Source organism: Photobacterium profundum, assembly GCF_003026285.1.
Lineage (GTDB): Bacteria > Pseudomonadota > Gammaproteobacteria > Enterobacterales > Vibrionaceae > Photobacterium > Photobacterium profundum.
Map to the genome: position 1 here is coordinate 37,690 of NZ_PYOD01000003.1, position 26,413 is coordinate 64,102.

The 26,413-nt window shown below is 40.7% G+C and carries 25 protein-coding genes; 15 read left to right on the plus strand and 10 right to left on the minus strand.

From position 1 onward, the window contains the following. The first annotated feature begins 115 nt into the window (after nt 1-115). The 3 genes from C9J48_RS09665 (at nt 116) to C9J48_RS09675 (ending at nt 2,418) form a co-directional block, all read left to right on the plus strand. Nucleotides 116-1,084 (plus strand): DMT family transporter, encoded by a 969-nt coding sequence (locus tag C9J48_RS09665; RefSeq protein ID WP_006230034.1) that lies wholly within the window; start codon nt 116-118, stop codon nt 1,082-1,084. A gap of 47 nt (nt 1,085-1,131) precedes the next feature. Next, entirely contained in the window at nt 1,132-1,938 is an 807-nt protein-coding gene (locus C9J48_RS09670) for a DsbA family protein (protein WP_006230033.1), read from the plus strand. Nucleotides 1,939-2,118: 180 nt separating this feature from the next. Next, the gene (locus C9J48_RS09675) at nt 2,119-2,418 is read left to right on the plus strand and encodes a GNAT family N-acetyltransferase (RefSeq protein WP_006230032.1); all 300 of its coding nucleotides are present in this window, start codon (nt 2,119-2,121) and stop codon (nt 2,416-2,418) included. Nucleotides 2,419-2,490: 72 nt separating this feature from the next. On the opposite strand, the gene C9J48_RS09680 is transcribed toward C9J48_RS09675, so the two are convergent. Continuing rightward, nucleotides 2,491-3,402, minus strand: a complete 912-nt coding sequence (locus C9J48_RS09680) for a bestrophin-like domain (protein ID WP_006230031.1) — start codon at nt 3,400-3,402, stop codon at nt 2,491-2,493. Between the two features lie 178 nt (nt 3,403-3,580). Further along, complete coding sequence (locus C9J48_RS09685; protein WP_006230030.1) at nt 3,581-5,227, minus strand: ABC-ATPase domain-containing protein; 1,647 nt, start codon at nt 5,225-5,227, stop codon at nt 3,581-3,583. A gap of 607 nt (nt 5,228-5,834) precedes the next feature. On the opposite strand from C9J48_RS09685, the gene C9J48_RS09690 reads away from it, so the two are divergent. Beyond that, on the plus strand, nt 5,835-6,329 hold the full coding sequence (locus C9J48_RS09690; RefSeq protein ID WP_006230029.1) for a YdiL family protein: 495 nt from the start codon (nt 5,835-5,837) through the stop codon (nt 6,327-6,329). A 147-nt stretch (nt 6,330-6,476) separates the two neighbouring features. Further along, nucleotides 6,477-6,719, plus strand: coding sequence for a hypothetical protein (locus C9J48_RS09695; protein ID WP_006230028.1), 243 nt, complete (start codon nt 6,477-6,479; stop codon nt 6,717-6,719). Between the two features lie 116 nt (nt 6,720-6,835). Here C9J48_RS09695 and C9J48_RS09700 read toward each other — a convergent pair whose 3' ends face one another. The 3 genes from C9J48_RS09700 to C9J48_RS09710 are packed head-to-tail and all read right to left on the minus strand — an operon-like array spanning nt 6,836 to nt 9,169. Continuing rightward, on the minus strand, nt 6,836-8,173 hold the full coding sequence (locus tag C9J48_RS09700) for an ATP-binding protein (RefSeq protein ID WP_006230027.1): 1,338 nt from the start codon (nt 8,171-8,173) through the stop codon (nt 6,836-6,838). Further along, the gene (locus C9J48_RS09705; RefSeq protein ID WP_006230026.1) at nt 8,163-8,822 is read right to left on the minus strand and encodes a response regulator transcription factor; all 660 of its coding nucleotides are present in this window, start codon (nt 8,820-8,822) and stop codon (nt 8,163-8,165) included. Before C9J48_RS09705 ends, C9J48_RS09700 begins: the two co-directional genes overlap by 11 nt. After that, nucleotides 8,819-9,169, minus strand: a complete 351-nt coding sequence (locus C9J48_RS09710; RefSeq protein ID WP_011220923.1) for a PepSY domain-containing protein — start codon at nt 9,167-9,169, stop codon at nt 8,819-8,821. Before C9J48_RS09710 ends, C9J48_RS09705 begins: the two co-directional genes overlap by 4 nt. A gap of 298 nt (nt 9,170-9,467) precedes the next feature. Between C9J48_RS09710 and nosR the strand changes: the two genes are divergently transcribed. The 7 genes from nosR (at nt 9,468) to ppiC (ending at nt 18,007) form a co-directional block, all read left to right on the plus strand. Next, nucleotides 9,468-11,600 carry a transcriptional regulator NosR gene (nosR, locus tag C9J48_RS09715; protein ID WP_006230024.1) on the plus strand — a complete coding sequence of 711 codons (2,133 nt, stop codon included), beginning with the start codon at nt 9,468-9,470 and terminating at the stop codon, nt 11,598-11,600. A 121-nt stretch (nt 11,601-11,721) separates the two neighbouring features. Further along, nucleotides 11,722-13,626, plus strand: a complete 1,905-nt coding sequence (nosZ, locus tag C9J48_RS09720) for a TAT-dependent nitrous-oxide reductase (RefSeq protein ID WP_006230023.1) — start codon at nt 11,722-11,724, stop codon at nt 13,624-13,626. Between the two features lie 185 nt (nt 13,627-13,811). Next, the gene (locus tag C9J48_RS09725) at nt 13,812-15,131 is read left to right on the plus strand and encodes a nitrous oxide reductase family maturation protein NosD (protein WP_006230022.1); all 1,320 of its coding nucleotides are present in this window, start codon (nt 13,812-13,814) and stop codon (nt 15,129-15,131) included. Between the two features lie 10 nt (nt 15,132-15,141). Further along, the gene (locus tag C9J48_RS09730; protein WP_006230021.1) at nt 15,142-16,134 is read left to right on the plus strand and encodes an ABC transporter ATP-binding protein; all 993 of its coding nucleotides are present in this window, start codon (nt 15,142-15,144) and stop codon (nt 16,132-16,134) included. Continuing rightward, the gene (locus C9J48_RS09735; RefSeq protein WP_006230020.1) at nt 16,131-16,949 is read left to right on the plus strand and encodes an ABC transporter permease subunit; all 819 of its coding nucleotides are present in this window, start codon (nt 16,131-16,133) and stop codon (nt 16,947-16,949) included. Before C9J48_RS09730 ends, C9J48_RS09735 begins: the two co-directional genes overlap by 4 nt. An 89-nt stretch (nt 16,950-17,038) precedes the next feature. Continuing rightward, nucleotides 17,039-17,539: a nitrous oxide reductase accessory protein NosL gene (locus C9J48_RS09740; protein ID WP_006230019.1), complete on the plus strand. Its 501-nt coding sequence runs from the start codon at nt 17,039-17,041 to the stop codon at nt 17,537-17,539. A gap of 189 nt (nt 17,540-17,728) precedes the next feature. Beyond that, nucleotides 17,729-18,007 carry a peptidylprolyl isomerase PpiC gene (gene ppiC, locus C9J48_RS09745; RefSeq protein ID WP_006230017.1) on the plus strand — a complete coding sequence of 93 codons (279 nt, stop codon included), beginning with the start codon at nt 17,729-17,731 and terminating at the stop codon, nt 18,005-18,007. A gap of 78 nt (nt 18,008-18,085) precedes the next feature. Here the strand turns inward: ppiC and C9J48_RS09750 are convergent, their stop codons facing one another. Further along, entirely contained in the window at nt 18,086-18,325 is a 240-nt protein-coding gene (locus C9J48_RS09750) for a hypothetical protein (RefSeq protein ID WP_006230016.1), read from the minus strand. Between the two features lie 94 nt (nt 18,326-18,419). Next, entirely contained in the window at nt 18,420-18,662 is a 243-nt protein-coding gene (locus C9J48_RS09755) for a hypothetical protein (protein WP_006230015.1), read from the minus strand. Between the two features lie 268 nt (nt 18,663-18,930). On the opposite strand from C9J48_RS09755, the gene C9J48_RS09760 reads away from it, so the two are divergent. Continuing rightward, entirely contained in the window at nt 18,931-19,821 is an 891-nt protein-coding gene (locus tag C9J48_RS09760) for a LysR family transcriptional regulator (protein ID WP_006230014.1), read from the plus strand. A 2-nt stretch (nt 19,822-19,823) separates the two neighbouring features. Here C9J48_RS09760 and C9J48_RS09765 read toward each other — a convergent pair whose 3' ends face one another. The 3 genes from C9J48_RS09765 to C9J48_RS09775 form a co-directional block, all read right to left on the minus strand. Continuing rightward, nucleotides 19,824-20,102: a hypothetical protein gene (locus C9J48_RS09765; protein WP_006230013.1), complete on the minus strand. Its 279-nt coding sequence runs from the start codon at nt 20,100-20,102 to the stop codon at nt 19,824-19,826. Between the two features lie 122 nt (nt 20,103-20,224). Beyond that, nucleotides 20,225-20,599, minus strand: a complete 375-nt coding sequence (locus tag C9J48_RS09770; RefSeq protein WP_006230012.1) for a hypothetical protein — start codon at nt 20,597-20,599, stop codon at nt 20,225-20,227. A gap of 156 nt (nt 20,600-20,755) precedes the next feature. Next, entirely contained in the window at nt 20,756-22,057 is a 1,302-nt protein-coding gene (locus tag C9J48_RS09775; protein ID WP_006230011.1) for a winged helix-turn-helix domain-containing protein, read from the minus strand. A 1,005-nt stretch (nt 22,058-23,062) separates the two neighbouring features. Between C9J48_RS09775 and fdhD the strand changes: the two genes are divergently transcribed. Together fdhD and C9J48_RS09790 are read left to right on the plus strand one after the other, a co-directional pair. After that, nucleotides 23,063-24,022 (plus strand): formate dehydrogenase accessory sulfurtransferase FdhD, encoded by a 960-nt coding sequence (fdhD, locus tag C9J48_RS09785; protein ID WP_006230009.1) that lies wholly within the window; start codon nt 23,063-23,065, stop codon nt 24,020-24,022. Nucleotides 24,023-24,032: 10 nt separating this feature from the next. Next, a complete protein-coding gene (locus tag C9J48_RS09790) occupies nt 24,033-26,348 on the plus strand; it encodes an FdhF/YdeP family oxidoreductase (RefSeq protein WP_006230008.1) in 2,316 nt (771 codons plus the stop codon). Nucleotides 26,349-26,413: the final 65 nt, after the last annotated feature.

Genomic DNA, 26,413 nt, shown 5'->3' on the forward strand with positions numbered 1-26,413 from the left:
TTTCCTGCGCAATATTATGACCAACTACCCACCTAGAATGGTATTAGAGGTAATTAATAAATGTGACTAGAAAGCAAGTGAATGGTTTTAGTGACCTTGATGGATGAGTCAGTCAATGAATACAAAATATACCGTACCGCTGTTGTTTCTTTCTGTGTGTTTAATTTGGGGGACAACATGGTTTGCAATGGAAGTGGCAGTCAGTTCCATTCCGCCCATTTTTGCGACTAGCTTACGCTTCTTGATTGCAGCACCGATTCTTGTGACGTTGACCCGATGGTATAAGCAGCCATTAATGTTCCCTAAAGGGCGTCGGCATTGGATGGTGATCGTGGCTGTTTTTTATTTTGCTATTCCCTTCACGCTTATGATTTTTGGCGAGCAATATATTTCTTCTGGTTTAGCGGCGATCATCTTTGCCAATATGCCGATTGCAGTGATGATGACTTCTACCTTATTCCTTGGTTTGAACTTGGGAAAGCACCAAATTGCGGGCTTGCTGGTGGCAGTTGTTAGCTTAAGTGTGATTTTGAAAAATGAAATGAATATTGGGGGCGCCAGTTATTTAATCGGTATGAGTGCGCTCAGCGCTGCTGTTATGATTCATGCTTTAATGTACGTGTTTGTGCAAAAATACTGTAAAGATATTCCTGTGCTTACATACAACACCGTACCATGTTTCATAGCGTCGATATTGTTGGTTATTGTTTCGTTATTGTTGGAAGGGGCTCAGCCAAGCACGTTCTCATCTGAATCACTGTTAGCTGTGTTATATCTAGGTGTATTTGCAAGTGTCGGCGGTATTGTGGCTTACTTTAAATTGAATGAACTGTCGACCCCGTTCACTGCTTCGTTGTGTTTTTTACTGTTTCCTATCGTGGCGTTGATGATTGCTGCTTGGAACACCGCGCAGCCCATCTCACCGCTATCTATCGGCTTATTACTGCCACTTTTTGCTGGTATTTTAGTGACTAAGACAGATAAATCATTTTGGGCTCTAGATCTGATTTTCAAACAAAAAATGTGCTCGGCATGTCGTGCTGATGCAAAAGCTCTTGACCTTAAAGTTAACTCCAACCTTTAGGGTGATGTTGATTTTAACGAGCTAATTAATCATAAATGGTGAAAAGAATGACCAAACAAAAACTGGCCCTTTTACTTGCAAGCGTTGTGACTGGCGCCACCGTGACCTCTGCATTTGCTGCTAATACGACAAACACCGCTTCTTCCTTTTCTGCCGCACAGCAAGAAGAAATTGGCAAAATTGCGATGGAATACTTGGTAAACAACCCTGAAGTATTGATTGATGCCAGTATGGAATTAAAAGCGCGAGAAGACGCTAAGCAGAATGCTTTGCGAGTCAGTGAGGCGGTGAAGCAGAAAAATGCCCTGTTAAATGATAAAGAGACTCCGTTTGAAGGGAATGCTGATGGTGATGTGGCTATCGTGAAATTCTTAGATTATCAGTGTTCGTATTGTATTAAATCGTCACCGATTGTGGATGCCATTTTAGAAAAAAACAGTGATGCTAAGTTATTGATAAAAAACTTCCCAATTCTCGCGAAACGATCCAAGTTGTCAGACACGGCGGCACGTGTGAGTTTAGAAGTATTTAAGCAGCAAGGTGAAAAGGGCTTTGCAATTTACCACCAAGGCATTATGCAGCTGGGGCTTGATGGCGAGAAACTAACTGAAGTTAATATTCAGGCATTAGTGAAAAAGTCGGGTGCAACGGTCGATTTGGCACAGCTTGAAGAATGGTCTCCTGAGTTGGTGAAAACCATGAAACTAGCACAAGATCTACGCTTTAGTGGTACACCAGCTTATGTTGTGATGCCAGTTAAAGGTGCCAATGAACAGAATACAACAGTGCTAGGGGGCTATGTTGAAGAAGCCACATTGCAAGCGGCGGTTGCTTTAGCAAAGCATCAAAGCTAGTACTACGATTATACTCTTGATGCTTAATATTCAGAGATGAGTATAAATCTCAAGTGTCTTTTTATAGTACACAGGTTATTCTAAATAAACGTAAAAAGAGCGGTGCGTGCATAGCTCACCGTTCTTTTTTCTAAGTAAGATAAGCGATAAAGCAGCGCGTGGAATAAAAGGAGTAGGGATATGAGTGAAGAAAAACATTACAACGCTGTGCATGATCGTGCAAAGCAGGCTTACTTTGTTGAGTTAGAAGCGGGTTATCAAGCTGAAGTCAGTTATCAAATCTCAGATAATGTGCTCACGTTAGATCATTCTCATGTGCCAGATGCATTGCGTGGAAAAGGATACGCCAGCATTATGATGGAGGCTGTATTAAAAGGGATAGAACAAGAGGGTTATACAATCATTCCAACGTGTAGTTATGTTGCCCACTACATGAGCCGACATAAAGAATGGCAACACTTACTGTTGCCTGATCAATGAAGGAAAAGGCGAGTAAGTAGGTATTGATGTTATTCTTCTGAAAGTTTCAGTTGCGAAGTAAGTCTAGATGATTCATTGTATTTTTTGTTGGTGACTTGGTGACTTGGTGACTTGGTGACTTGGTGACTTGGTGACTTGGTGATTAGCGGGTGTCAGCATGGAAACTTCGGATGTTGGTGCTTTGGGCGATAGCGAACGTTGTAAATCAATTAGAGGCTGTTGGCTAACAGCAAGAATACTTCGATTAGGCCTATCGAGTTCGATAATTAATGTTAAAACAAGGGTGAAGGCAAGGGCAAATGGAAGTGCTGCTATTAGCATTCTAGCTTCACTTTGTGAGCCAACCTGAACACCTGTAAGCACCATTGTTAGAAAAGTGAGCAGTATTAAACTAAACCAGATACTAATTGGAATTCGGCTTTGAAGGCTTTTATTTACACGTTCGGTATGGATATCGATAACTTGGTTGAGTGACTCAATATAGAGCTTGATGATCTGGTTTTGTTCAACGTTATACGCACTAACTGCATTGCGCCATAATTTTTCATGCAATATGACACTATTGGTTATAAGTAGATTAACGCGATCTTCACTCTGTGAGGATTTAAGTACTCGCTTTTTTTCTTCTTTTGATATTAATCTTTCATTGATATAAGAAACGAGTAATAATTTACTGTCTTTTTTGTAAGGTTCAGGCAGAAAATCGGTACGCAATACGGCGGTACCAACTGCGTTAGCTTCATCTAAAACCAGTTGCTTTCTGGCATCATTTTTTCCTGCAGCCATGCTGAATGTTATAGCAAGAATAAAAGCCAATAATCCACCTAATCCCCCCGTCATTGGGCTGATCGCTTTATTCAATTTATCCGCTAGAAATATGCGTGCTAATCGATAGCCAAATTCGAATACCAATAAAATCGAGCCAAGAATTAATCCTGCCATAAGATAAATTGGTAAAGAATCGATGAAATGCATTTTATACATATCGTAGCCTTATTAAGCCCATTTCACAGAGTGTAAAAAGTGAACTTAAAAAGTATAGAGGCTTATTAATGCATTGGTTGATTCAAGGGTTAGAATCTAGAGAAACAAAAGAGGGTGGATAAAAAGATAAAAAAACCCGCATTACTGCGGGTTTAGGTATTTTGATTAATATGGCAGATTATTTAAAATCGGCTTTACGCATACGGTTTAAAACCGCCATAACATCGATAGCACGTGGCTTCGCTAAATCGCCATAATGCGGCATTGTGCGGAACCAATCATCATTCAGCATTTGGGCAAATGCTTTTGATGGTTGTTTTTCCCACCCTTTGCCTTGAGCAAGTTGGAACCATAACCAACCGACAGTATATAGCTGGCTAGAATCTGCAATTTGCTCTAACGCTTGCAGATCAATCAGTTCACGACCAAAGCGTAGTGTTGTTTTGTTTTTAACCTGAATACGGAATTTACCGTCTTCAAGCATGGTTTTAAGTGCAGCACGATTTAACTGACGTGTACGAGGAAGAGGTAGAATTTCAGACCCTTCAGGTGTACGACGAGTAGGGTGCGTAGCAATCACTTCTTTTGCTTTTGCTGTTACATCAAGTGCTTGGTAATTATGCATTTGAATAACTGTATCAGCCACATCCAAATAATCGCCAGAACCACCCATAACTAATAATACAGAGACATCCAGTTGATCTCGAAGTAGTGCAATGCGATCGACAAGTGGTGTAATCGGCTCATCATTTTTTGAAATTAATGCCTGCATACGCTCATCACGGATCATGAAGTTCGATGCTGAGGTATCTTCATCGATAAGCAATGCTTTTGCGCCTGCTTCAAGTGATTCTTGTAACCAGGATGCTTGCGATGTTGAGCCCGATGCATCTTGTGTACTAAATGCTGCGGTATCTTTACCCATAGGTAAATTACTAATATATGGAGAAAGATCGACGTTATGTACACAGCGACCATCTTCTGCACGAATTTTTGTTGCAGATTCATTGGTTACAATATATTCACGACCATCGCCAGGAATATGATCGTAAACAGAGCTTTCGATAGCATTGAGTAGGGTTGATTTACCATGAAAACCACCACCAACAATCATGGTGATACCTTTAGGTACGCCCATACCACGAATTTTACCCTTATGTGGTGCATCTAGTTCGATAGCCAATTCTGCTGGGCATTCAAAAGGAATTGCATCAGCCATTGGTAAATCAACATTACCAGCAAGTCGAGGTAATACGCTGCCGTCAGCAACGAACGCTAATAGGTTGTTTTCTTCAAGCTGCTTACGTAAAGCAACTTGATCTTCTACTGCTTCACAATGACGCTTCATTTCTTCAATCGGAAGTTCACGAGCAATCGTAGAACGACGGATAATTTTAGGCATGGTGAACGTCATTAAATTCATTGCTTTTTTAGCAATGATTTTACGGTCGTCTGCAGGCAAGTTAATGCGGAAACGTAACTCAATACCTTCTTCGTCAAAAACGACAGCGGTACGGTCGAGAATAACCTGACCAGGACGATCGATTTGAATGCCATTTTCTTGTTGTGAAAGATCGGCAAATTGACGTGCGATAAAATCACGTGCAGCACGTTGGTAATCTTGAGATTGATCTTTCAACCATGCTAAATCAGTTAGCGCCCATTTACGGCGAGCACGAACACGAGAAGCCGGCGCATAAGGGTCGGCTTGAACAGTATCGATAAAAAAGTCGAAGTCAACGAAAGTGTATTCACCACGCATACTAGAATAGCTGCGGTAATTATGGCGGTCGATTTTGTGTAATTTGGCTTCGAGTAATTGCATGTCGTCTCGGTATCGTGCGTTATATATTCTGGGGGCTGGATTTTACACTAAAGTCAGACAGTAAGCATTCAAACTTTAACGGATGTTGCGCTTATTATTTTCAATTTGTTTAGATTCTCCTTTCAAGCGGCAGTATTTTATTGGGTATCACTTACCATACTATTGTGATTAGGATAAAAAACTCTCGATTTACACTGTAGAAATAAACCTTCTTATCTCTGAAGTAATGTACAAATATTTCTAATATCGGTATGAAAATTAAGAAGGAAATGGATTCATTTCCAATGGTTTATACCCAAGTTACCTCAAGGTGCTCGTTTCAGCGAGAATTTGCTGGGCTCTAGGCAAGGCACTCATTTATGGACCTAGTCGTTCTACGTTGAAAATAAGTAACACCGCATAGAGCCCAACAAAACTCGCCCTTCGGGAGTGATTCAGCGTATCTACTTCTGTATCAAATATGTTTGAAAGGGAATACCATTCCTACACACATTTTCCTTGAATTAAACACGCTGAGATCACTCTGAATCCTGCATATTGAGGTAGCTTGGGTATAATAGCTACCGTATGATGTTTATCTTAAAGGGTAATTAGTGAAGGTAATGATATGAGTTGGCTAAACATGAATCATGTTGAGTTACAGGCTATACGAAAGATTTTGATGCTTGAAGTAACCGAAGCCGCTGACGTCATTGGTAATGGTGTATCAAGTAGTACTTGGCAAAGCTGGGAATCGGGTAGTTTAGCAATACCTGATGAGATTCAAGCTGAAATTTACAGCCTTTGCCAAATGCGAGAAACCTTGTTGGGTGAAACCTTTAAAGAACTTTATGATAAAAACGACGGTAGTTTTAATGCTGTTGGTACGTTGCGTTTTTATTCTACATTAAAGGCTTTTCTTATTGATTACCCTGAAAGTAATCATTTGTGCTGGCGTCTACATCAGTCTGTTTGTAGTTCACTGTTTGCCGAAGGTGGTGATGTTGAACTAAGTACAGACACACCATTAGATAAGAGTAAATACATCTATAAATGGTTTAGCTTCTCTACACCAGAGCAGCTAGAACATAAACGTATAGAAGCATTAATTAACAGCAAGTAAGAGTGCATTTAGCCGTTTTAAGCAAAGCATTGCAACTAAGGTCTAATTGATGATTGCATTAACATGAGTATCTTAGAGCTAATAGGGAACGGAATTCTCAATACATTAAGCGTTTAAATGGATTTATAAAGCACAAGGATTATTGATATGTTGCAAGCGACGATGGGCTTTGTTGAAGTGATTTTGCTCGTTACTGGCGTTTTATTTATCGCTAAGAGTATGTTTCTTTATGCTAGACGTACGAAAGACTGGTCTGGTGTAGCAGTAATGGTTATTAAGCGTGTGGGTATGGATGCACACGAATACCGTTGGTATCGTTTTGGGGTTAGTTGCTTTGTGGTTGGCGTTATTGTACGCATTGTGAATATGATTTTTTGGCCTCAACTATAGAAGCTAAGCTAATAACGTTTAAGCTGATAATATTAAAAAAGCGAGCATTTTATCGTTCAGAGGCTTGGCCCTTAAATGATAGGTTGCTCGCTTTTTAGTTCAAGATTTTTATGTATTCAACTTCTTGGTAATGGCAAGGTTATCTCTGCTTTTAGCCCACCTAATGGACTTCGGCTCAGAGTTAATTCTCCGCGGTAGCTGTGCGCAAGTTCATTTGCAATATTGAGCCCTAGGCCTGTTCCTGGGGTACTTTCATCTAATCGAATACCCCGCTTTAGTGCTTCATTGCATTCATCTTCAGCGATACCGGGCCCGTCATCTTCAATCACAATGCTCACTGTGTCAGTATCGACAGATTGCTGATGTACGCGAATTAAACTATTTGCCCATTTGTAGCTATTTTCAATAAGGTTTCCCACTATTTCATCGAGATCTCGCTTTTCAACCGCGATACTCAAATTACTGTCTAACTCGTTGACCAATATCACTTCACGGTGTGAATAAATTTTATCCATGGCCATAGAGATGGCATCGACACGGGATGATGGGGCTGTTTTGGCCGTTAGAATATTTGCAGCGCCAGCCATACGTGCTCTGCCTAAGTGATAATCAATATGCTGTTGTAATTGCAGTAAAGCAGGGGTTAACTTTGTTTTATCTGCGTCGTTTAGCAGGGCGACTTCATTGTTTAATATGGCTATAGGTGTTTTAAGTGCATGAGAAAGGTTCCCTGAATGGTTACGGGCACGTTCTAGTAGTTCCTGATAATGGAATAGCAGTGCATTTAGGTCATCGATAACAGGTTTAACTTCTGTCGGATAAACGCCTGTTAATTCAGTAAGCTCACCATTTCGTACTTTTTTTAAGTTCTGTTGGAGCTTTCTTAGAGGAGATAACGACCAGCTAACTTGCAACCACGTTAACGCTAAAATACCGATAGCCATAATGATTAATATAAACCACAAACCATGTGTCAGTTTTTGTAATGTAGCATTGAGTTTGTCTTTATTAATCGCTACCGATAAATTGACGGGATCATCCGTTTCTGGCAGAAAGAACTCTCGGCTGATCACAATTAAAGGTTGTTTATTAGGCCCAATAAAACCTTCTTTTTTATTGCCTCGAATGCGGGTATCCCACAGGGAACGAGAACGTAATTGTTGGTCTTTGATAGTCAGCGACCAATATAATCCGCTGTAGGGCGATTCAAAGAGAGGATTGGAGAGCTTGCCTGATAATGACATTTTACCGTCGGGGGTAACATCTACAAGCGCTGTAAGTTGATCAAGATAAAGCTTGAGTTGTTGTTCTTCTTGACCGACTAGGTAAGTTTTTATGAAACTCGGAACAAGATAACCGGCAGAAAGCGTAATTACAATAAGCCAAGCAGCCGCTGCGATAAGTAAACGGCTACGAAGGCTAGGAAGTCGTTTTTCAATCGTGTTAATTGGCATTGATACGGTATCCGAGACCGCGAACTGTCTTGATAACATCATTGCCGATCTTACGGCGAATACGACCAATAAAGACTTCAATCGTATTAGAGTCACGATCAAAATCTTGCTTATAAATGTGCTCGACCAATTCCGTTCTTGAAATCACTTTATCAGTATTATGCATAAGGTAAGACAGTACCTTAAATTCTAACGCCGTAAGATCGACGACTTGGCCTTGCCACAATACGTTTGATGTCCGCGTATCTAAACTTAATTCTTGGACTTGAATAACAGGGGACGCATTACCCGTTGAACGGCGTAGCTGGGCACGTAAACGTGCGATTAACTCAACCATCTGAAAAGGTTTGGTGAGGTAATCATCGGCCCCTGCATTTAACCCTTCAACACGTTGGGTAAGCTCATTACGCGCACTTAGAATAACAACTGGCGTATTCACGTTTTCATCTCGAATACTTTTTAATACCGTTAAACCGTCAAGTTTTGGTAAGCCTAAATCGAGAACGATAACATCCCAAGGTTCAGATGTTGCACGGTATAGGGCATCAATCCCATCACTTGAAAGTTCTGCAATCCAACCGTTGCTTTCTAAACCATCAATGATTTGCTCACCAAGGATAATTTCGTCTTCAACTACTAATATTTTCATTCGTTCACCTTGATGATATTTTCTAGCCCACGACCTTTAATTTCGATAATGGTAAGTGTACGGGCTTCATATTCGACTTTTACGATATTGTTGTTTGGGTCAATCAGTTTTAACTCATACACCCATACATCATCATCTTCGTCTAACTCTACTTTTATAATGCGACCATTAAGTTGCTTGGCAACCTTTTCTTGTAACGCGGAAAAAGGTTGAATCAACCCTTGTTGAACGGCATGCATTACTTCGTCGTGATCTTCATCAATTTCAAGCTGCGGGGCAGCATTGACATGAAAAGCCAATAAAAAGAGGAAACAGAAAATGTATAGAAATCTATTATATTTTTTCATATTTGTAGTGTAATCGAAGTGCCATGAACTGAAAATGAATAGATGATTAAACTGTAGCCCTTTGTTGAATAAACTGAAGCTGATATTAACTTTGGGTGATTCTGGGGTGATCACGGTTAATAGAAGGCGTAATACGGCGTCTGTATCTTAAATAGTACATTTGTCATATATGTCACGGTTTGGTTGTACAGATGTAATGATGTGTAAGTTAATTGATCTCAATCATGACTGGGTGTTAGTTGCATTTAATATACTTCATTTGGTGACTTAGGCGAAAGTACTATCTGGGAGTTCGTTGGTGCAAAAGATTAGCTTATTCAGAACAACTATTTTTCGTGCGTTCTTATTCCTTTTGCTCTTTATGGGAGGGGTAGCACCAGCAAGTGCATTGTTTGTTAGTCCGCCAAAGGATCCTATCCCCCTCATCAAAAAAAACTTTCCCAGCGCAACAAAAATTGCTGAAAAACAAGGGGAAATTCCTGTCTGGCGGATCTACAAAGATCAAGACATTATCGGCTATGCTTTTGAAACCAATGATGTCGCTAAAATCCCGGCCTATTCCGGTGAGCCGGTTAATATGCTGGTGGCTATCGATCCGCAAGGTAACTACCTGACTGCCAAAGTGCTGGAACACCATGAACCGATTATTTTAGCGGGTATTCCAGAGAAGAAATTGTGGGCCTTTGCTGATCAATACACTGGCTTATCGGTGAAGGACAGAATCAAAGTTGGTGGTAATAAGAGCGAGGGCTATGTTGCCGTTGATGGCTTGTCAGGCGCAACTGTTACAGTCATGGTGATGAATGTTGCCGTTACTAAAGCGGCAACAAAAGTGGCTCAGTCACTAGGAATTATTAAAAAGCAGCAAACCATCATCCAGCCTCCATCGACCATCTATCAAGATCAGTTTGAAAAAGCAGACTGGCTTCAGTTAACGGGGGATGGTTCGATACGCAAGCTCTACCTGACCAATGAAAAAATTGATGAAGCCTTTATAGGCACAGAGGCTGAGCATATTGGTAATATCCCTGCGGATCAAAAGCAGGGTATGTTTGCTGAAATCTATTTTGCGCTTGCTGATGTGCCAACGATTGGGCGTAACTTGTTCGGTGATGCAGATTATGAGTGGTTAATGCAATCACTGAAACCGGGCGAGCATCTACTCGTCGTATTGGGTAATGGTTACTCGTTCAAGGGGTCAGGTTATGTGCGGGGAGGGATCTTTGATCGTCTCCAGATTCATCAAAATGAGAATGCGATTTCATTTCGTGATCTAGACCACAACCGTATTACGGATCTGTATATTGCAGGGGCGCCAGCGTTTAAAGAAATGTCGGTGTTCCGAGTGCAGGCGCATCATGAACTTGATCCGGGATCAAGTTGGCAGCTTGAATTGTTGGTTCGACGCCAGACTGGCCCGGTCGACAGCCTGTTCACCAGCTTTAAAGGTAGTTACGACATGTTGGAGAAATATGTCGATACGCCGCCAGCAATTGTCCCTGAGCCTGAACTCTCACTGACCCAACAAGTATGGAAAGAGCGCCAGCTCGAAGTCATGATACTCCTTGCTTTGCTGAGTGTTTTGCTGCTGATCCTGTTCTTCCAGGATGTATTGGTTCGCCATCCCACCTTTATGCATAACTTACGTCATGGCTTCTTGGTGGTAACTGTCGTGTTTATTGGCTGGTCATGGGGCGGACAGTTGTCTGTGGTGAATGTCTTCACATTTTTGCAGGCATTGATGAGCGATTTTTCCTGGGATCTTTTCTTACTCGATCCGATTATTTTCATCTTATGGTGTGCTGCTGCTGTGACCATTTTATTGTGGGGACGCGCTGTTTACTGTGGTTGGTTATGCCCGTTCGGAGCCTTGCAGGAACTGGTTAATCAACTTGCCCGCCATTTCAAAATTCCACAATTCGAATTGCCTTATGCCGTGCATGAACGTTTGTGGACTATCAAATATCTTATTTTATTAGGTTTGTTCGGAATTTCGCTCGATTCGTTATCAATGGCTGAGCAGTTTGCCGAAATTGAACCGTTTAAAACCACTTTCTTATTGAAGTTTGATCGTGAATGGCCATTTGTTGCCTGGGCTGCATTCCTGATCTTGTTGAATCTTTTTAACCGAAAAACCTTTTGTCGCTACTTATGTCCATTAGGCGCCGCACTGTCGGTCACAAATAACGTGCGTTTATTTAATTGGTTGAAACGTCGCCCTGACTGTGGAACGCCTTGTAAGACATGCGCGAAAGAGTGTGAAATCCAGGCAATTCAGCCAGATGGTGTGATCAACATGCGTGAATGTCATTACTGTCTAGACTGCCAGATCACCTATTACAACGAAGAAAAATGTCCACCACTTAAGAAGCTGGCACACAAAAAACGCCGAAACAAGGATCAAGATATTCCAGTCGTCGTTACAGAGTAAGTACCAAATAGTGATGAAATAACGTGAAAAGCAAGAAGGAATACAGCGTAGCTGATGTACGTGACACTACATATATTAACAATCGTAGTTGCGTCAATAATAACGGTATGGAGAGCCAACCATGAGTGATAATAAGAACAATGATCTGATAGAGCAACCTAACCAAGATACATTGCCAAACAAAGAACGACGTAAGTTTTTTGGTAAAACTGCCGCTATCGGTATTGGCGCGGCAGTCGCTCCGATGTCAGCTGCGATGTTTGCTTCAATGGCACAAGCCAAGGCAGCAGAAGCGGCTAACAGTCCGTTTGTTCATCCTGGCGATTTAGATGAATACTATGGTTTCTGGAGTGGTGGTCATTCCGGTGAAGTACGTATTATGGGTTTGCCATCAATGCGTGAGTTAATGCGCATACCGGTATTTAACATTGATAGTGCTACCGGATGGGGTTTAACCAACGAAAGTAAACGTATCAAAGGCGACAGTGTTGATGTTTTGGCTGGTGATTCCCACCACCCTCATATGAGCATGACAGACGGTCGATACAATGGTAAATATGTATTCATCAACGACAAAGCCAACAGTCGGGTTGCTCGTATTCGTTGTAATGTAATGAAAACCGACAAAATGATCACCGTTCCGAATGTTCAGGCGATTCACGGATTACGGGTACAAAAAGTACCTGAGACCAAGTACGTGATCTGTAACGGGGAATTTGAAATCCCGATGAACAACGATGGCAAGGCGACACTGGAAGATGTCAGTACCTACCGTTCTCTGTTTAACGTGATTGACGCCGAGAAAATGGAAGTGGCATTCCAGGTAATGGTTGATGGCAACCTTGATAACACTGATGCCGACTACGACGGTAAGTATTTCGCGTCGACAAGCTACAACTCTGAAATGGGTATGACACTGGGTGAAATGATTACCCCAGAGCGAGACCACGTTGTTGTTTTCAATCTGGCGCGTTGTGAAGCTGCTCTAAAAGCAGGTCAATTCAAAACTTACAATGACAATAATGTTCCTGTTCTTGATGGCCGTAAAGGTTCGGAACTCACTCGTTACATTCCTGTACCAAAATCTCCGCACGGACTGAATACATCTTCAGATGGTAAGTATTTTGTGGCTAACGGCAAGCTATCGCCAACAGTTTCGATTATTGCAATCAACAAGCTTGATGATCTGTTCAGTGACAAAATTAAGCCTCGTGACACTATCGTCGCAGAGCCTGAAGTGGGTCTCGGTCCTCTCCATACCGCCTTTGATAACCGTGGTAACGCATACACGACGTTGTTCCTTGATAGTCAGATTGCAAAATGGAATGTAGAAGATGCAATCAAAGCTTACAATGGAGAGAAAGTAAACTATATCCGTCAAAAGCTAGATGTGCATTATCAACCTGGTCACAACCATACCTCTCAAGGGGAAACTCGTGATGCAGATGGTAAATGGCTTGTTTCTCTCTGTAAGTTCTCTAAAGACCGCTTCTTACCTGTTGGTCCACTACGTCCTGAGAATGATCAACTAATTGATATCTCAGGCGATGAGATGAAGTTGGTGCATGACGGCCCGACGTTTGCAGAACCCCATGACTGTATAATTGTTCACCGTAGCAAGGTGAAGCCACAGAAACTCTGGACCCGTGATGATCCAATCTTTGCAGAAACACTGGCAATGGCAAAGAAAGACGGCGTCGATGTAATGACTCAAAGTAAAGTGATCCGTGATGGCAACAAGGTACGTGTTTATATGACCTCGGTCGCACCTAACTTCGGGCTCACTGAATTCAAGGTAAAACTGGGCGATGAAGTCACCATGATTGTCACTAATCTGGACATGGTGGAAGATGTTACACACGGTTTCTGTATGACTAACCATGGCGTTCAGATGGAAGTTGGTCCACAGGCAACGTCATCCGTTACCTTTATTGCCAATAAACCTGGGGTTCAGTGGTACTACTGTAACTGGTTCTGCCACGCACTCCACATGGAGATGCGAGGCCGTATGCTGGTTGAGGCCTAATATGCTGAATCGGTATAGCCTGAACAGCTAGCAGGACCGACAAAGTGCCATTCAAGTTGGCACTTTGTTACCTTTCTTCATATAGCTTAGTCAGTATGTAGCTTATTTATTATGTACTGGTCTTTTGCATCATCACCTTTGTGCTTTTATCTTTTGAGTCGTAGTAGGGAAGTTAAAAACAGTCGATGATTAAACCAATAATTACACTAATAGTGCTGTTTTGTCTCCAGCCTGTAGCGTTTGCCAAAACCTATCAGGTAATGGCTGACGACAACTTGCAAGTGGTGCTGGATTCGGTGTCGGATGGCGATGTTGTGTCATTGGCTTCGGGTGAATATTTGGGTAACTTTGTTCTTAGTCATGCCATTACTCTAATCGGAAATAGCACAGCTACCATCAATGCCGGCGGACAGGGGCACGCTCTGCAGATCAAAAACTCCGATATCCTGATTGAGGGTCTAACCATCATTAATTGGGGCAGTGATTTAACAGAGCAAAACGCCGGTATCTATTCGGACAAGCAAGCCAACAACCTGATCATTCGCAATAACAAACTGCAGGGTGACGGTTTCGGTATTTGGTTACAGGACGGGAAACATATCAAGGTTGAAGGTAACGAGATTGAGGGTAACCCCAAGCTACGTTCGGCCGACAGAGGAAATGGTATTCAGCTATCAAAAGTTGAATATGTTGAGGTCACTGGCAATACGGTCAGCAAGACCCGTGATGGTTTGTACATCATTGCTAGTCAAAATAATATTTTAAAAAACAATACTATGCATGATCTCCGTTATGGGATCCATTATATGTATTCCCATAGCAACCAAGTGCTAGACAACCTGGCCTATAACACGCGGGCGGGGTATGCATTAATGAGTTCTCGCAAGCTGATAGTATCTGGTAATGAAAGCCGTGATAGTGAAGATTACGGTTTTTTGATGAATTTTATTACCTATTCTAATATCAGCCATAATCGAATCAAGAATGTTTGGACTAAGCCTGAAAATAAAGTCATGGGGCGTGATGGAAAGGGGCTGTTTATCTATAACTCGGGTTACAACACCATCAGCTACAACAGTATCGACACCGCTGAAATTGGTATTCATCTCACGGCGGGATCGGAAAATGTCAAAATCTTTGGAAATAGCTTTATTAATAACCCTGTGCAGGTGAAGTATGTTTCTAATCGAGAGCAGGAGTGGAGTCAGGACGGTATCGGAAATTTCTGGAGTAACTACCTTGGCTGGGATCTGAACAACGATGGCAAAGGGGATACTCCGTTTGAACCCAATGATGGGATCGATAAAGTAGTGTGGCTATATCCGGAAGCTAAGGTATTACTTGATAGCCCAGCAATCCTAATGCTGCGCTGGATACAAAAACAATTTCCGGTACTTAAACCTGCTGGGGTAAAAGATAGCTTTCCATTAATGACAGTACCGTCTGCACCGGAAAATCATGCTCTTGACAAAATCATGCCTAAAAACAACCAGGCTGCGGGGTAACAGTATAACCATGACTTCTTCAATAAAATCGACCTCTCCAATTGTTTCATTACATAATACGTGCAAACACTATCAGCAGGTTGAGGCGTTAAAAAATATCAACTTGCAACTGACTGCCGGTGAAGTGCTTGGTTTGTTTGGTCACAATGGGGCAGGCAAAACGACGATGATGAAACTGATCCTCGGCGTTACTAAAGCTAGCCACGGGGATGTAAAGATCTTCGGCGTGGATCCATTGTCAAAGCAAGCCTGGCACAGCCGTCGGAATATCGGCTATTTACCTGAAAATGTCAGTTTTTACGATCACCTTACCGGATTGGAAGTACTGATTTATTTCTCTCGACTAAAATCGGTGAATAAAAAACAGGTCATTGCCTTACTGGAGCAAGTCGGCTTAACCGCTGCCATGAACCGCAAGGTTAAAACCTACTCTAAAGGCATGCGGCAGCGACTGGGGTTGGCCCAGGCTTTTTTGGGTGAGCCTAAATTACTATTGCTTGATGAACCCACTGTGGGTCTTGATCCTATTGCTACGAAAGAGTTCTATCAAACGGTAGACAACCTTAAGAGTAACGGTGCCAGCATTATCCTCTGCTCCCATATCTTGCCGGGCGTGGAACAGCATATAGACAGAGCTATGATTTTGTCGGGCGGCGAGTCGCGAGCAATGGGGACTTTGATACAGTTACGCGAGCAGGCTTGCTTACCTGTAACTATTCATATTAAGGGACTCAACGGCATACTTCGGGATGATCCAGCTCTCAATGAATTGCGGGTTAATGACAATCAGTTATTGGTTCCGGAAAACGATAAACTGGCTGTAATCCGTAAGCTGCTCAGTTATGACCATATCAGTGATCTCCACATTGAGCCGGTCAATTTGGCTCAGCTCTACCAGTATTATCTGAATGATGACTGCACCCCTAAATCCAAAGTGTCAAATATACCAAATGTATCAAACCAACCTGAAGCTCTTAATAGGTCGGAGGCCGTAAGTTCATGAATCCAGTTTTTGCTGTCGCGATAAAAGAGTTTCAAGACGGAATCAGAAACCGTTGGCTGATTTCCATCACGCTTATTTTTGCCGTGCTGTCTTTGGGCTTGAGCTATTACGGCTCGGTCGCATCTGGACAGCTAGGTGTAGCCTCTTTGTCATCGACGATTGCTAGCTTGTCTAGCCTCGCGGTATTTCTGATCCCGTTGATTGCGCTGTTATTAAGTTATGACAGTTTTGTCGGTGAACAGGAATCTGGCACTTTGCTGCTGTTGTTAACTTATCCTATTAGCCATAGTCAGCTGTTATTCGGTAAGTTTTTAGGTCAGGGAGCTATCATAACTCTAGCCACCTGTCTTGGTTTTGGCAGTGCTGCTTTCTTGCTGGCGATACAGTCCGATTTTGTTGATGTAGTACCTGCATTTAGCCTGTTTATTTTCACCGCCACCCTATTGGGGCTCTGCTTTATTGCAATTGCCTATGTGATCAGCCTGTCTGTATCGGAAAAATCTAAAGCGGCAGGTATTGCATTGATGATCTGGTTCTTCTTTGTGCTGGTCTTTGATTTGGCATTGCTGGCTATTCTAGTCGGCGTTGAAGATGGATTATCACAGCAACAGCTAGTACAGCTGATGATGTTCAATCCAGCAGATTTGTTCCGATTAATAAACCTTTCAGCATTGAATACTGGTGATGTTAATGGCGTGCTGGCTGTTGCCATCGACCAAAGCCGCTCACAAGAAACCTTGCTTCTGATGATGAGTGGCTGGGTGGTGGCACCTTTGGCGGTTGCTTCCTTGGTATTTAGTAAGAAAAAGCTTTAAGAATAAAAAATCAATAAACAAGCTGGTTTAAGAGCAAATAACTCAATTTAATAAAGCATTTAATAATTCGAATAAATAAGGAAACTATAATGCGTAGTTTACATCCACTAAAGACTATCAGTATTGCCCTGTTGCTTATATTGGGTGTTGCCTGCACCGATCAGGAATCAGCAGAGCAAGCCATGGTGCGTCAGGCCGTCGCCATAGCACAGGCTGATGAATGTCACCTGTGCGGTATGATCATCAGTAATTTCCCAGGACCAAAAGGTGAGTCTTATAATAAATCATCCGACAGGGTCAGTAAGTTCTGCTCAACCCGTGATTTGTTCAGTTTTATTCTGCAACCGGAAAACAAACGTCAGGTTAAAGAAATCTATGTTCATGATATGAGTAAAACGCCTTGGCAGCGTCCGGAAGACGAGTATTTTATCGATGCTCGAGAGGCCTGGTATGTTATCGGCTCTGAGAAAAAAGGTGCAATGGGGCAAACATTGGGCAGTTTTGGAAAAAAAGCCGATGCAGAAGTCTTTATTGATGAGTTCGGCGGAAAGCTATATAGCTTTGAAGATATCAGTATTGATGTGTTGTAAAGGCAAATTAATTTTTGAAGTGATGACACTGTTTGATACGAAAGCCGTTTAATCTCACGATTAAGCGGTTTTCTTTTGCCATAAGAAAAGGGGAGAGTGCGTACTATTACTTGATACTTAATGTGATTTATCGCACACTTCATACCATAGCTAATCCCCTTATTTACTCGTAACATTAGGTTATCAATCATGGCTTCAACAGCAGCAGCACTTCATATTTTAGTGAAGCACCAAGAAAAAGCAGAAGATATCATCGAGCAATTGAAGAAAGGCGCGAAGTTCCAGACGCTCGCCAAGAAGTACTCAAACTGTCCATCAGGTAAAAGCGGTGGTGACTTGGGTGAATTCCGTAAAGGTCAGATGGTTCCTCAGTTCGATAAAGTGTGCTTTACCGGTGAATTGCTAACCCCACATTTGGTAAAAACTAAATTTGGCTGGCATATAGTAAAAGTGCTATACCGCACTTAATAAAAAAGAGCCCTTGAGGCTCTTTTTTTATGTCTAGATTAATTGCGCTATAGAGCATTTATAGTGCTTTCGTTAAGGCTATTTATCGCGAGCAGAGTTGAGTTGTTCTGCGAATGTAAATTGTGCGCTATTCTCTTGGAGAACTATGCCTGAGTTGTAGTTTTCAGGGGTTCCATCATTTTCGAAACGTTGAGTTTGAATTGTATTCACTTGTTGATCAAACGAGACATTCCCCGTGAAATCCCCGTCAGCTGCTGCAACATTATAAGATGTCGCTAAAACAATAGCAGCAAGTGTGGTTTTAATTAAATTTTTCATAATGCAGTAACCTCGATTTCTTAATTGGACTGACTTTCTTTATTGCTTTTATAGTTATATTTTCTAGGGCATTTATTGGTGGTTATTTTTGCGTTTATTTATCACGAGCAGAGTCTAACTTTTCTGCGAATGTTGGCTGTGATGTTTTCTCGGTAATAACAATGCCCGAATTATAGTTTTCAGGGGTACCATCATTAATAAAATGTTTAGCTTGAGTGGCATGGGTCTGTGGTTGTTCAAACGACACATTACCCGTGAAGTCGCCATCAGCAGCAGCAACGTTGTAAGATGTTGCTAAAACAAGAGCAGCAATAGTTGTTTTGATTGAATTTTTCATAATGTAGTAACCTCAATTTCATGCGTGGACTGTTTGTCCTGCGATTGACGAGTTGTTTCTGCCATCGCGGTGCTAAAGGTACTTCCTTGCAAGAGTCTCCAACGTTAGATAATCCATCCTGTTGAAGTTTGTTAACAATATCGAAAACAGATTAAGAATGTTTAGGGCTTGTTAATGTTGATGGGTGTAGTTTATGTCAATGACACCTCGCGATATATAAAGTATTATTTACTTAACACATCACAATTTCTTATGTATTGAGTTGCGAATGAAGTCAAAATTAGATTTGAATTTATTGATTGTATTCTTAGAAGTGTATCGACTCCGTTCCATCACTTTAGCGTCAGAATCATTAGGTTTAACTCAGCCGGGGGTAAGTGGTGTACTTAAAAGGTTGCAAGCTCAGCTTGGCACGGCACTGTTTGTGCGAGAAGGGCGGGGAATATCTCCGACATATGCAGCAATTCAATTAGCAAGCGAGATTGAACCTGCCTTTACAAAGGTAGAAAGCGCGTTAGGTAATGTGACTGGTTTTGATATTCAAGCTCATCGCATTTTTACTGTTTATGTTAATGAAGCCATGATGCACATAGTCAGACCGAAAATAGAAGCGGATGAAACTATGGGAAATTGCTCGATTCAATTACATTTGACGCCAAATAATGAAGAGGAATTATTGCATCAACTTAGTTTGCATAAAGCTGAATTAGCCATTGATTTGGGGCATTTATCAAATCCATCCTATTCATATAATGCATTTTATGATGACGTTGCAGTAATGGTGTGCCGTAAGGATCATCCGAATATTCAAAAAACAGTTACTCGAGAACAGTTTTATGCAGAGAAACAAGTTCTGATTCAAAGGCGACGAACAGACTTGCTTGAAGCTAATTATTTTACGGAAGAAAGCCTTATTCCGAGGGAGCTAAGTTGTGAATGTGCATCGATGATATCAATGATGGCATTGGTATCAGATAGCGACTCTGTAGGTATTACGAGTGGTTTACTTGCGAAAAAATATGCAAAGCATTTTAACTTACAGATTATATCTTTGCCTTTTATCTCAAAACCGTTAAAGCACTTTATGGTGTGGCATAAACGTAATGATCATAACCCTGCAAATAAATGGTTAAGAAGTAAACTCAGCTCAATGTTGTAATGTTATTTAAAGCTCACAGTAATAACATTATTAGTACGCTGATCTGCCCATGCAATTACGTGAGTATAGTAATGCTTAAGTACAAAAAGGTACAAAGAAAGAGTACAGAACAAAACCATTATTTCTTCGCTGTAATTTTGGGCAAGTGATGGCGATATAGTCATTAATATCCCGACAGTAAGCCCTAAAATACTCAAAGCTTGAAGTAACGGATAACTTAAGTAAAAAAAAGATTTAAAGTTAATAAATAGAGATAACAATCCTTGTTTGAAAATACTCATGATACTTCTCCTTTATGCCTGATTATTTAACAATAACGCAACAATTTCGATTTGAAAACAGAAATATAACGCTGTGTGATGGAAGCTAAATATTATGGTTGTTTATATTAAAGTGAGTCATTTTATTGGATGGCTTTTCTATCAGGGAATGTCATCTCATTCAATGGGTTAGGGCAAGTCTCGTCAGTGATGGTAATAACTTCAGCTTGTAAAGTTGTATCCTTATTAATTTCAGGGTATTTAATGTATAAATTTTCCAAACATTTTTGAGATGTATTGATTATTTTCATGAGCTCCTCTTGTGAGGATAAAATTTTACTCAGCTCACCAGATTCATCTGCATTATTGATGAGCTCAAGTGCTTTACTCGCTTCTGAATAGGGTTCTTCAAGGCATTTACATACATCTTTTGCTGCCTGTTCTGTATCCGTTGTGGCAGATATAAAAGTGGGAATAATCAAGAAAGAGACGGTAACGAGAAGCTGGAAACGGTTCATGATTCGTCTAAATGCCGTAAGAGTGCCTAAATCGATTATAGTTGAATGAGATAGAATGATAATAAAAGTGTGTGGTAAATGAATAGCAGATGTATACAGCGTACATCTGCTAGAGAGTAAAGAGGTATGAATTAGTAATCAAACGCAGCAGAGTGCTTATAGTGGTTTACACATACTGTTCGGAAGTATACCAAGATTATCAGTACATTGATTAAATGTACTTAACTCAGAGAAATTTGAATCTTGCATATTTTCCTTATTGAACCAGTAGAAGCCTAGCTCTTCTGAGAACCATAAAATGATGTCTTTTTGACGGAAGACAATATAACTTTTATGGGTGTGGTTACTTAAATAAACATTATCAAAATATTCTTCAATTTCACCAGGTTTACTTATGCCTAACTTGGTAAGTTCTTTCTCTGTTTGAATCCAATATAAAAATTCAGGGTTCACCGTTATCTCAGCCACGAAAGGAGAAACAGATGTTTTAGATAATGAAAAATTTCCGCCTTTAAATGCAACAGCTACAAATTCATTTGTATCAGTATTCAGTCGGTAGTTTAAACCGCTAAAAGACCAATTAAGGTGATCCTTTTGCTGAAGAAAGTATTGAACAATACTGTTTGACACAATACCATTTTCTAGAAAAAGGTTGAATGATTTTGCTGCTGTCGGGGCTTTATTATCTTGATCGAAAAGGGTGATAGCTTGATTAGCTTTACCTGTTAATGACAATATTGGCCAAAATTCATTGAGATCAAAATGATCAAAAGTCACTGCTTTTGTGGTAGTGATTTTGCAGGTGTTTTGTTTATTTTTATCACAAAATGCGACCGAATAGTATTTACCTGCTTTGGCAATAAAAAAGAGTTTATTTTCAATATCGATAGGCGTAACAAATGTCTTAGTATAGTCACGTAAAAATTCAAGGTCGTCCATTTCTTTTGCTAAATAAATGAATGTATTCATATTATTATCGTAAGCGATGTCATGTAGGTATTTCTTTGAATGCTGAGAGAAATAAAACAATGAAAAACAACAAACGATCAATAAAAGACAGAGCGATATAATTATATAACGTTTATTTTTGTGTGGTCTTTCTGGGTTTTCAATTGTCTTATGCACAGAGGAGGTCGACAAAATATCGATTTTAATTTGGTAGCCAAGGCGGGGGACCATTTCAATGATTTGACCAATTTCATCTTCTTTTAGTTTTATTCTTAAATTGCGTATAGTCTGAAATAAAGACGTTGTTGTGATTTCTTTCCGTGTCCATCCTGCTGAAATAAGCTGTTTTTTTTTGACAACACTATTAGCATGCTGGATTAAATAGCAGAGTATTTCCCTTTCAGCACGGTTTAGCTCAATAAAGCGTTCATTTTCTTTTAGTTCTTTTGTTGAGCAATCAAAGGTAAAACCTTTGCCTAGCGTGACTTTGGTTATTTTATTATTCGTCATGATATTTAGTATTTTCTTTTCTAATAATCATCGATTCAACTGCGCCTATTAGAACGTAGATTCACGAACTATTCTTACATGCCCATAGTGTACTTGATTATGAAAAGAATGCTGCTAAAGAGTGATTATATTATTAATTTGTTGTTGTTCACGCTATACAACTTTATAGCTTGTTTTGATTATATTTTGGCTTACTACGTTATGTTCTAATGCCCAGCGACTTATGTCTTCAGCTTTAATCGTTATGAATATATTGTTGGTATTTATTTTGTGAATTTGCAGATTGTAATTGTCTAAACCTGAAATTTTGATTTTATCTAGATCGAATTTACTCGATGTATTTGGACACTTATCACAAGGAATACGACAGAGATGCCTAATGTCACAAGTAGCAGCTTGTTTTAAGTCACTAATTAATCCTTTTCGCCAGAGTGCCTCGTAACTGTAGCTAATTGACTCGTATTGCTTTCCCATACCTCCTCCACGTTAACAATTATGATGGTTAACACCCTCATATGCATGTTTTCTTATTTTTAGTTTAGCCGCTAGAAACATCATACATACATGCTCATTGTGGCATATGTTTTTTGTGCTGACTTATTCTAAATCATACTTTTACAGTTTTTAGATGTGCATTTATATTCTTGTTAGAAATATGCCTCGAACATTATATGCATCGATGTAATTGAACATTGTTAATTAGCCTTATATTGATATGATCAATAGTAGTAATGGAAAACCGTTTTTGTTGAATACTTCGAGCTTGGATGTAACTGGTCTGTTTTGTTTTTGTGTCTCATGTTGCATTTTTGTCTGGTTAAATGTTGATAATGGCAGTTTACAAAAGAATTTAAGATAGCAAAATGATTGTCTGATCGAATTTCATCTTTTGTTTTGTTGTCTCTTTTGGAATACAGCACGTTTTATATGCTAAAAGATCACCGGAAAAATGCCTCGTAGAGCATATCCGTTTTTAAAGTCAATCTATGAGAGTGAAGCAAGCCTATGGCTGAACATAAAGTAAATCAGGAAGATTATTCGTTAAATCATAGGGATTCAGCCTTTAATGTCAGTTTTCATCGAAATAGTCAGCAAGTATATCAATCAAACTTACATGCAATAGGTGTTGTGGCATGTTCACGTCAGCAGGTAAATGGCACGCAAGTAAGCCTTTCCATTGATTCGGTGATTGTCGAAGAGCCCTTGCAGATTCGCATAATTTATTGCGACAGATTGGGTAAAGAACAAGATCGTATTTACTTAGTGACGATGCGAACACCGGGTGATGACCTTAATTTGGTTACAGGGTTATTGTTGGCAGAAGGTATTATTAAAACCGCCAATGATATTATTGGAGTTAATGATCAACTCGATATTGATGAAATTAGCAAAAATGAGATACATGTACGTTTATCACCAGACGTCATTGTTGATTGGGCATTAATCAATCGAGATACAACATCATTCTCTAGCTGTGGTGTATGTGGCAAGTCATCCATAAAGTCTTTAGAGCTTCGCGATATTCCATATTTAGATACTGCTGAACATTGGTTGTCAGGGCATATTATTCCTCTTTTCGGTGATCAATTACGTCAATATCAATCGATGTTTACTCAAACCGGCGGCGTGCATGGCTGTGGCTTATTTGATGCGATGGGTACGATGTTATTGAGCTGCGAGGATGTAGGGCGACATAACGCGTTAGATAAGTTGATGGGAAAGCTAGCAAGAAGCCGAGAGCTTGATCATCAAGGGAAAATTGTGTTCCTAAGTGGTCGTATTAGTTTTGAGCTGGTTCAGAAAGTGCTTGTTTCAGGCATTTCAGTTTTGGTCGCTGTTGGAGCGCCATCAAATCTCGCGATCAATATGGCAAAGCGTTTCAATTTAACATTGATTGGTTTTAGTCGTGATGGTGCATTTAACGTGTACCACGGCGCTTTCCGTTTAAACCTGACCGCAGAATAGAGAATTAAAGATGACAGTAAAAAAATATGAAGGGTCTGCTGGCGGCTGGGGTGCCTTACTTAGTACGACCAAACATCTTGTAAAAAGTGAAAACGTTTCACGTAATATTCGGAACCTACTCAAAACAAATCAAGACAAAGGGTTCGATTGCCCCGGCTGTGCATGGGGCGAATCTGAAGAAAAGAGTCGATTCAGGTTTTGTGAAAATGGTGCAAAAGCCGTTAATTGGGAAGCAACAAGTCGACGTGTTACCCCTGAGTTCTTTCAGCAACATCCCGTTAGTTGGCTAACGCAGCAAAGTGATTACTTTTTAGAATATCAGGGTAGGCTAAGTCATCCGGTTCAGTACAATCGTGAGACAGATTGCTACGAAGCCGTTAGTTGGCAGCAGGCATTTATGCTAATAGCTAAGCACTTAAATACACTTGAACACCCTAATCAGGCTGAGTTTTATACGTCTGGTCGAGCCAGCAATGAAGCAGCATTCTTATATCAACTTTTTGTACGAAAGTTTGGTTCTAATAATTTCCCTGATTGCTCCAATATGTGCCATGAAGCAAGTGGTATCGGATTGAAACAAGCAATTGGTGTCGGTAAAGGTACTGTGACGCTTGAAGACTTTGAACATGCCGATGCTATTTTTGTTTTTGGTCAAAATCCAGGAACAAACCATCCTCGCATGCTAGATACGTTACGCCAAGCATCACGCCGAGGGGCGGCGATTGTCACTTTTAATACTTTAAAAGAAAGAGGATTAGAGCGTTTTACTAATCCGCAATCACCGAAAGAAATGCTGACAGATGGTTCAACACAAATTAGTCAATGCTATTTCACGCCTAAACTCGGCGGTGATATGGCGGTTGTTCGTGGCATGGTTAAAGCTCTTTTTGTGATAGATAACGCCGAGTTAGACGCTGGGCGTTCATCGCTATTTGATCAAACATTTATTGCTGAACATACCCAAGGGGGCGCTGAATACTTGAAAGCGGTTGAAGCAACACCGTGGAATGAGATTACGGAACAGGCTGGGTTATCACAATCTGAAATAGAACAAGCTGCCGCCATTTATCGGCAGTCTAAGCGAGTGATTATTACCTGGGCTATGGGTATTACTCAGCATAAGCATTCGGTGAAAACCATTCAAGAAATCGCAAACTTGCAGTTACTGTTTGGACAACTAGGACGACAAGGCGCAGGGCTATGTCCTGTACGTGGTCACAGTAATGTGCAAGGTGATCGTACTATGGGCATTGATGAAAAACCGAGTGCTGCATTTATTGAAAGCATATCAAGTGCTTTTGATTTTCAGGCTCCTTTAGCATCAGGGCATAATACCGTTGAAGCCATCAAAGCGATGCTGAGTGGTGAAAGTAAGGTGTTTATTGGTTTGGGGGGGAATTTTGCAGCAGCAACGCCAGATACGTCATTAACACAACGCGCACTTTCTAGTTGTAGCTTGACGGTGAATATCGCAACAAAACTAAACCGTACCCACCTTGTTCCTGGGCAAGACTCGTTAATATTGCCTTGCCTAGGGCGAACGGATGTTGATATGCAAGCATCAGGGGCACAAAGCATAACTGTCGAAGATTCTTTTAGTATGGTTCATGCTTCTGCTGGGGTGGTAGAGAGTGATATTGGCGAGATGCGATCTGAACCAGCGATTATTGCGGGGATTGCTGAAGCAACCTTGGGCAAACAGCCAATAGATTGGAGTTGGGTAATTGAAGATTACAGTAGAATCCGAGATTTAATTGCTAAAGCAATTCCTGGGTTTACTGGCATGAACCGCAAGATAAAACAACCGGGTGGTTTTTATCTTGGTAATAGTGCTGCTGAACGACAATGGCAAACGGCATCTAAAAAAGCAGAATTTATACAGCATGATTTGCCAGTGCACTTGCTGCCGGCAAATTTACGAGAATTGAGTAACGATCCCGTATTTGTTTTGCAAACTATGCGTTCACACGATCAATACAATACTACTATTTATGGTTTTGAAGACCGCTATCGTGGCATTTCTGGTGAACGTAAAGTACTTTTTGTGAACGAGGATGATATAGCGGCATTGGGGATGGAAAATAACCAATTAGTTGATATTGAGTCCCTTTGGCCTGACGGAGTTGAACGGAAAGTCTTTGGGTTTAAGCTGGTGGCTTATGACATACCTGCGGGCAATATTGCGGCGTATTTCCCTGAAACTAATCCACTGGTAGCTATTGATGGGAAAGGGGATCTTAGTGACACACCAATTTCGAAAGCGATTCCTGTTGTTTTGTCTACGGCGGTATTGAAGAGCAATAAAATAGATATTGTTTCGGCTTAGTGCTGTACTTTAGTCTAAAAAACGGCTGATTATTCAGCCGTTTTTTATGTTGATTTGATACGTTA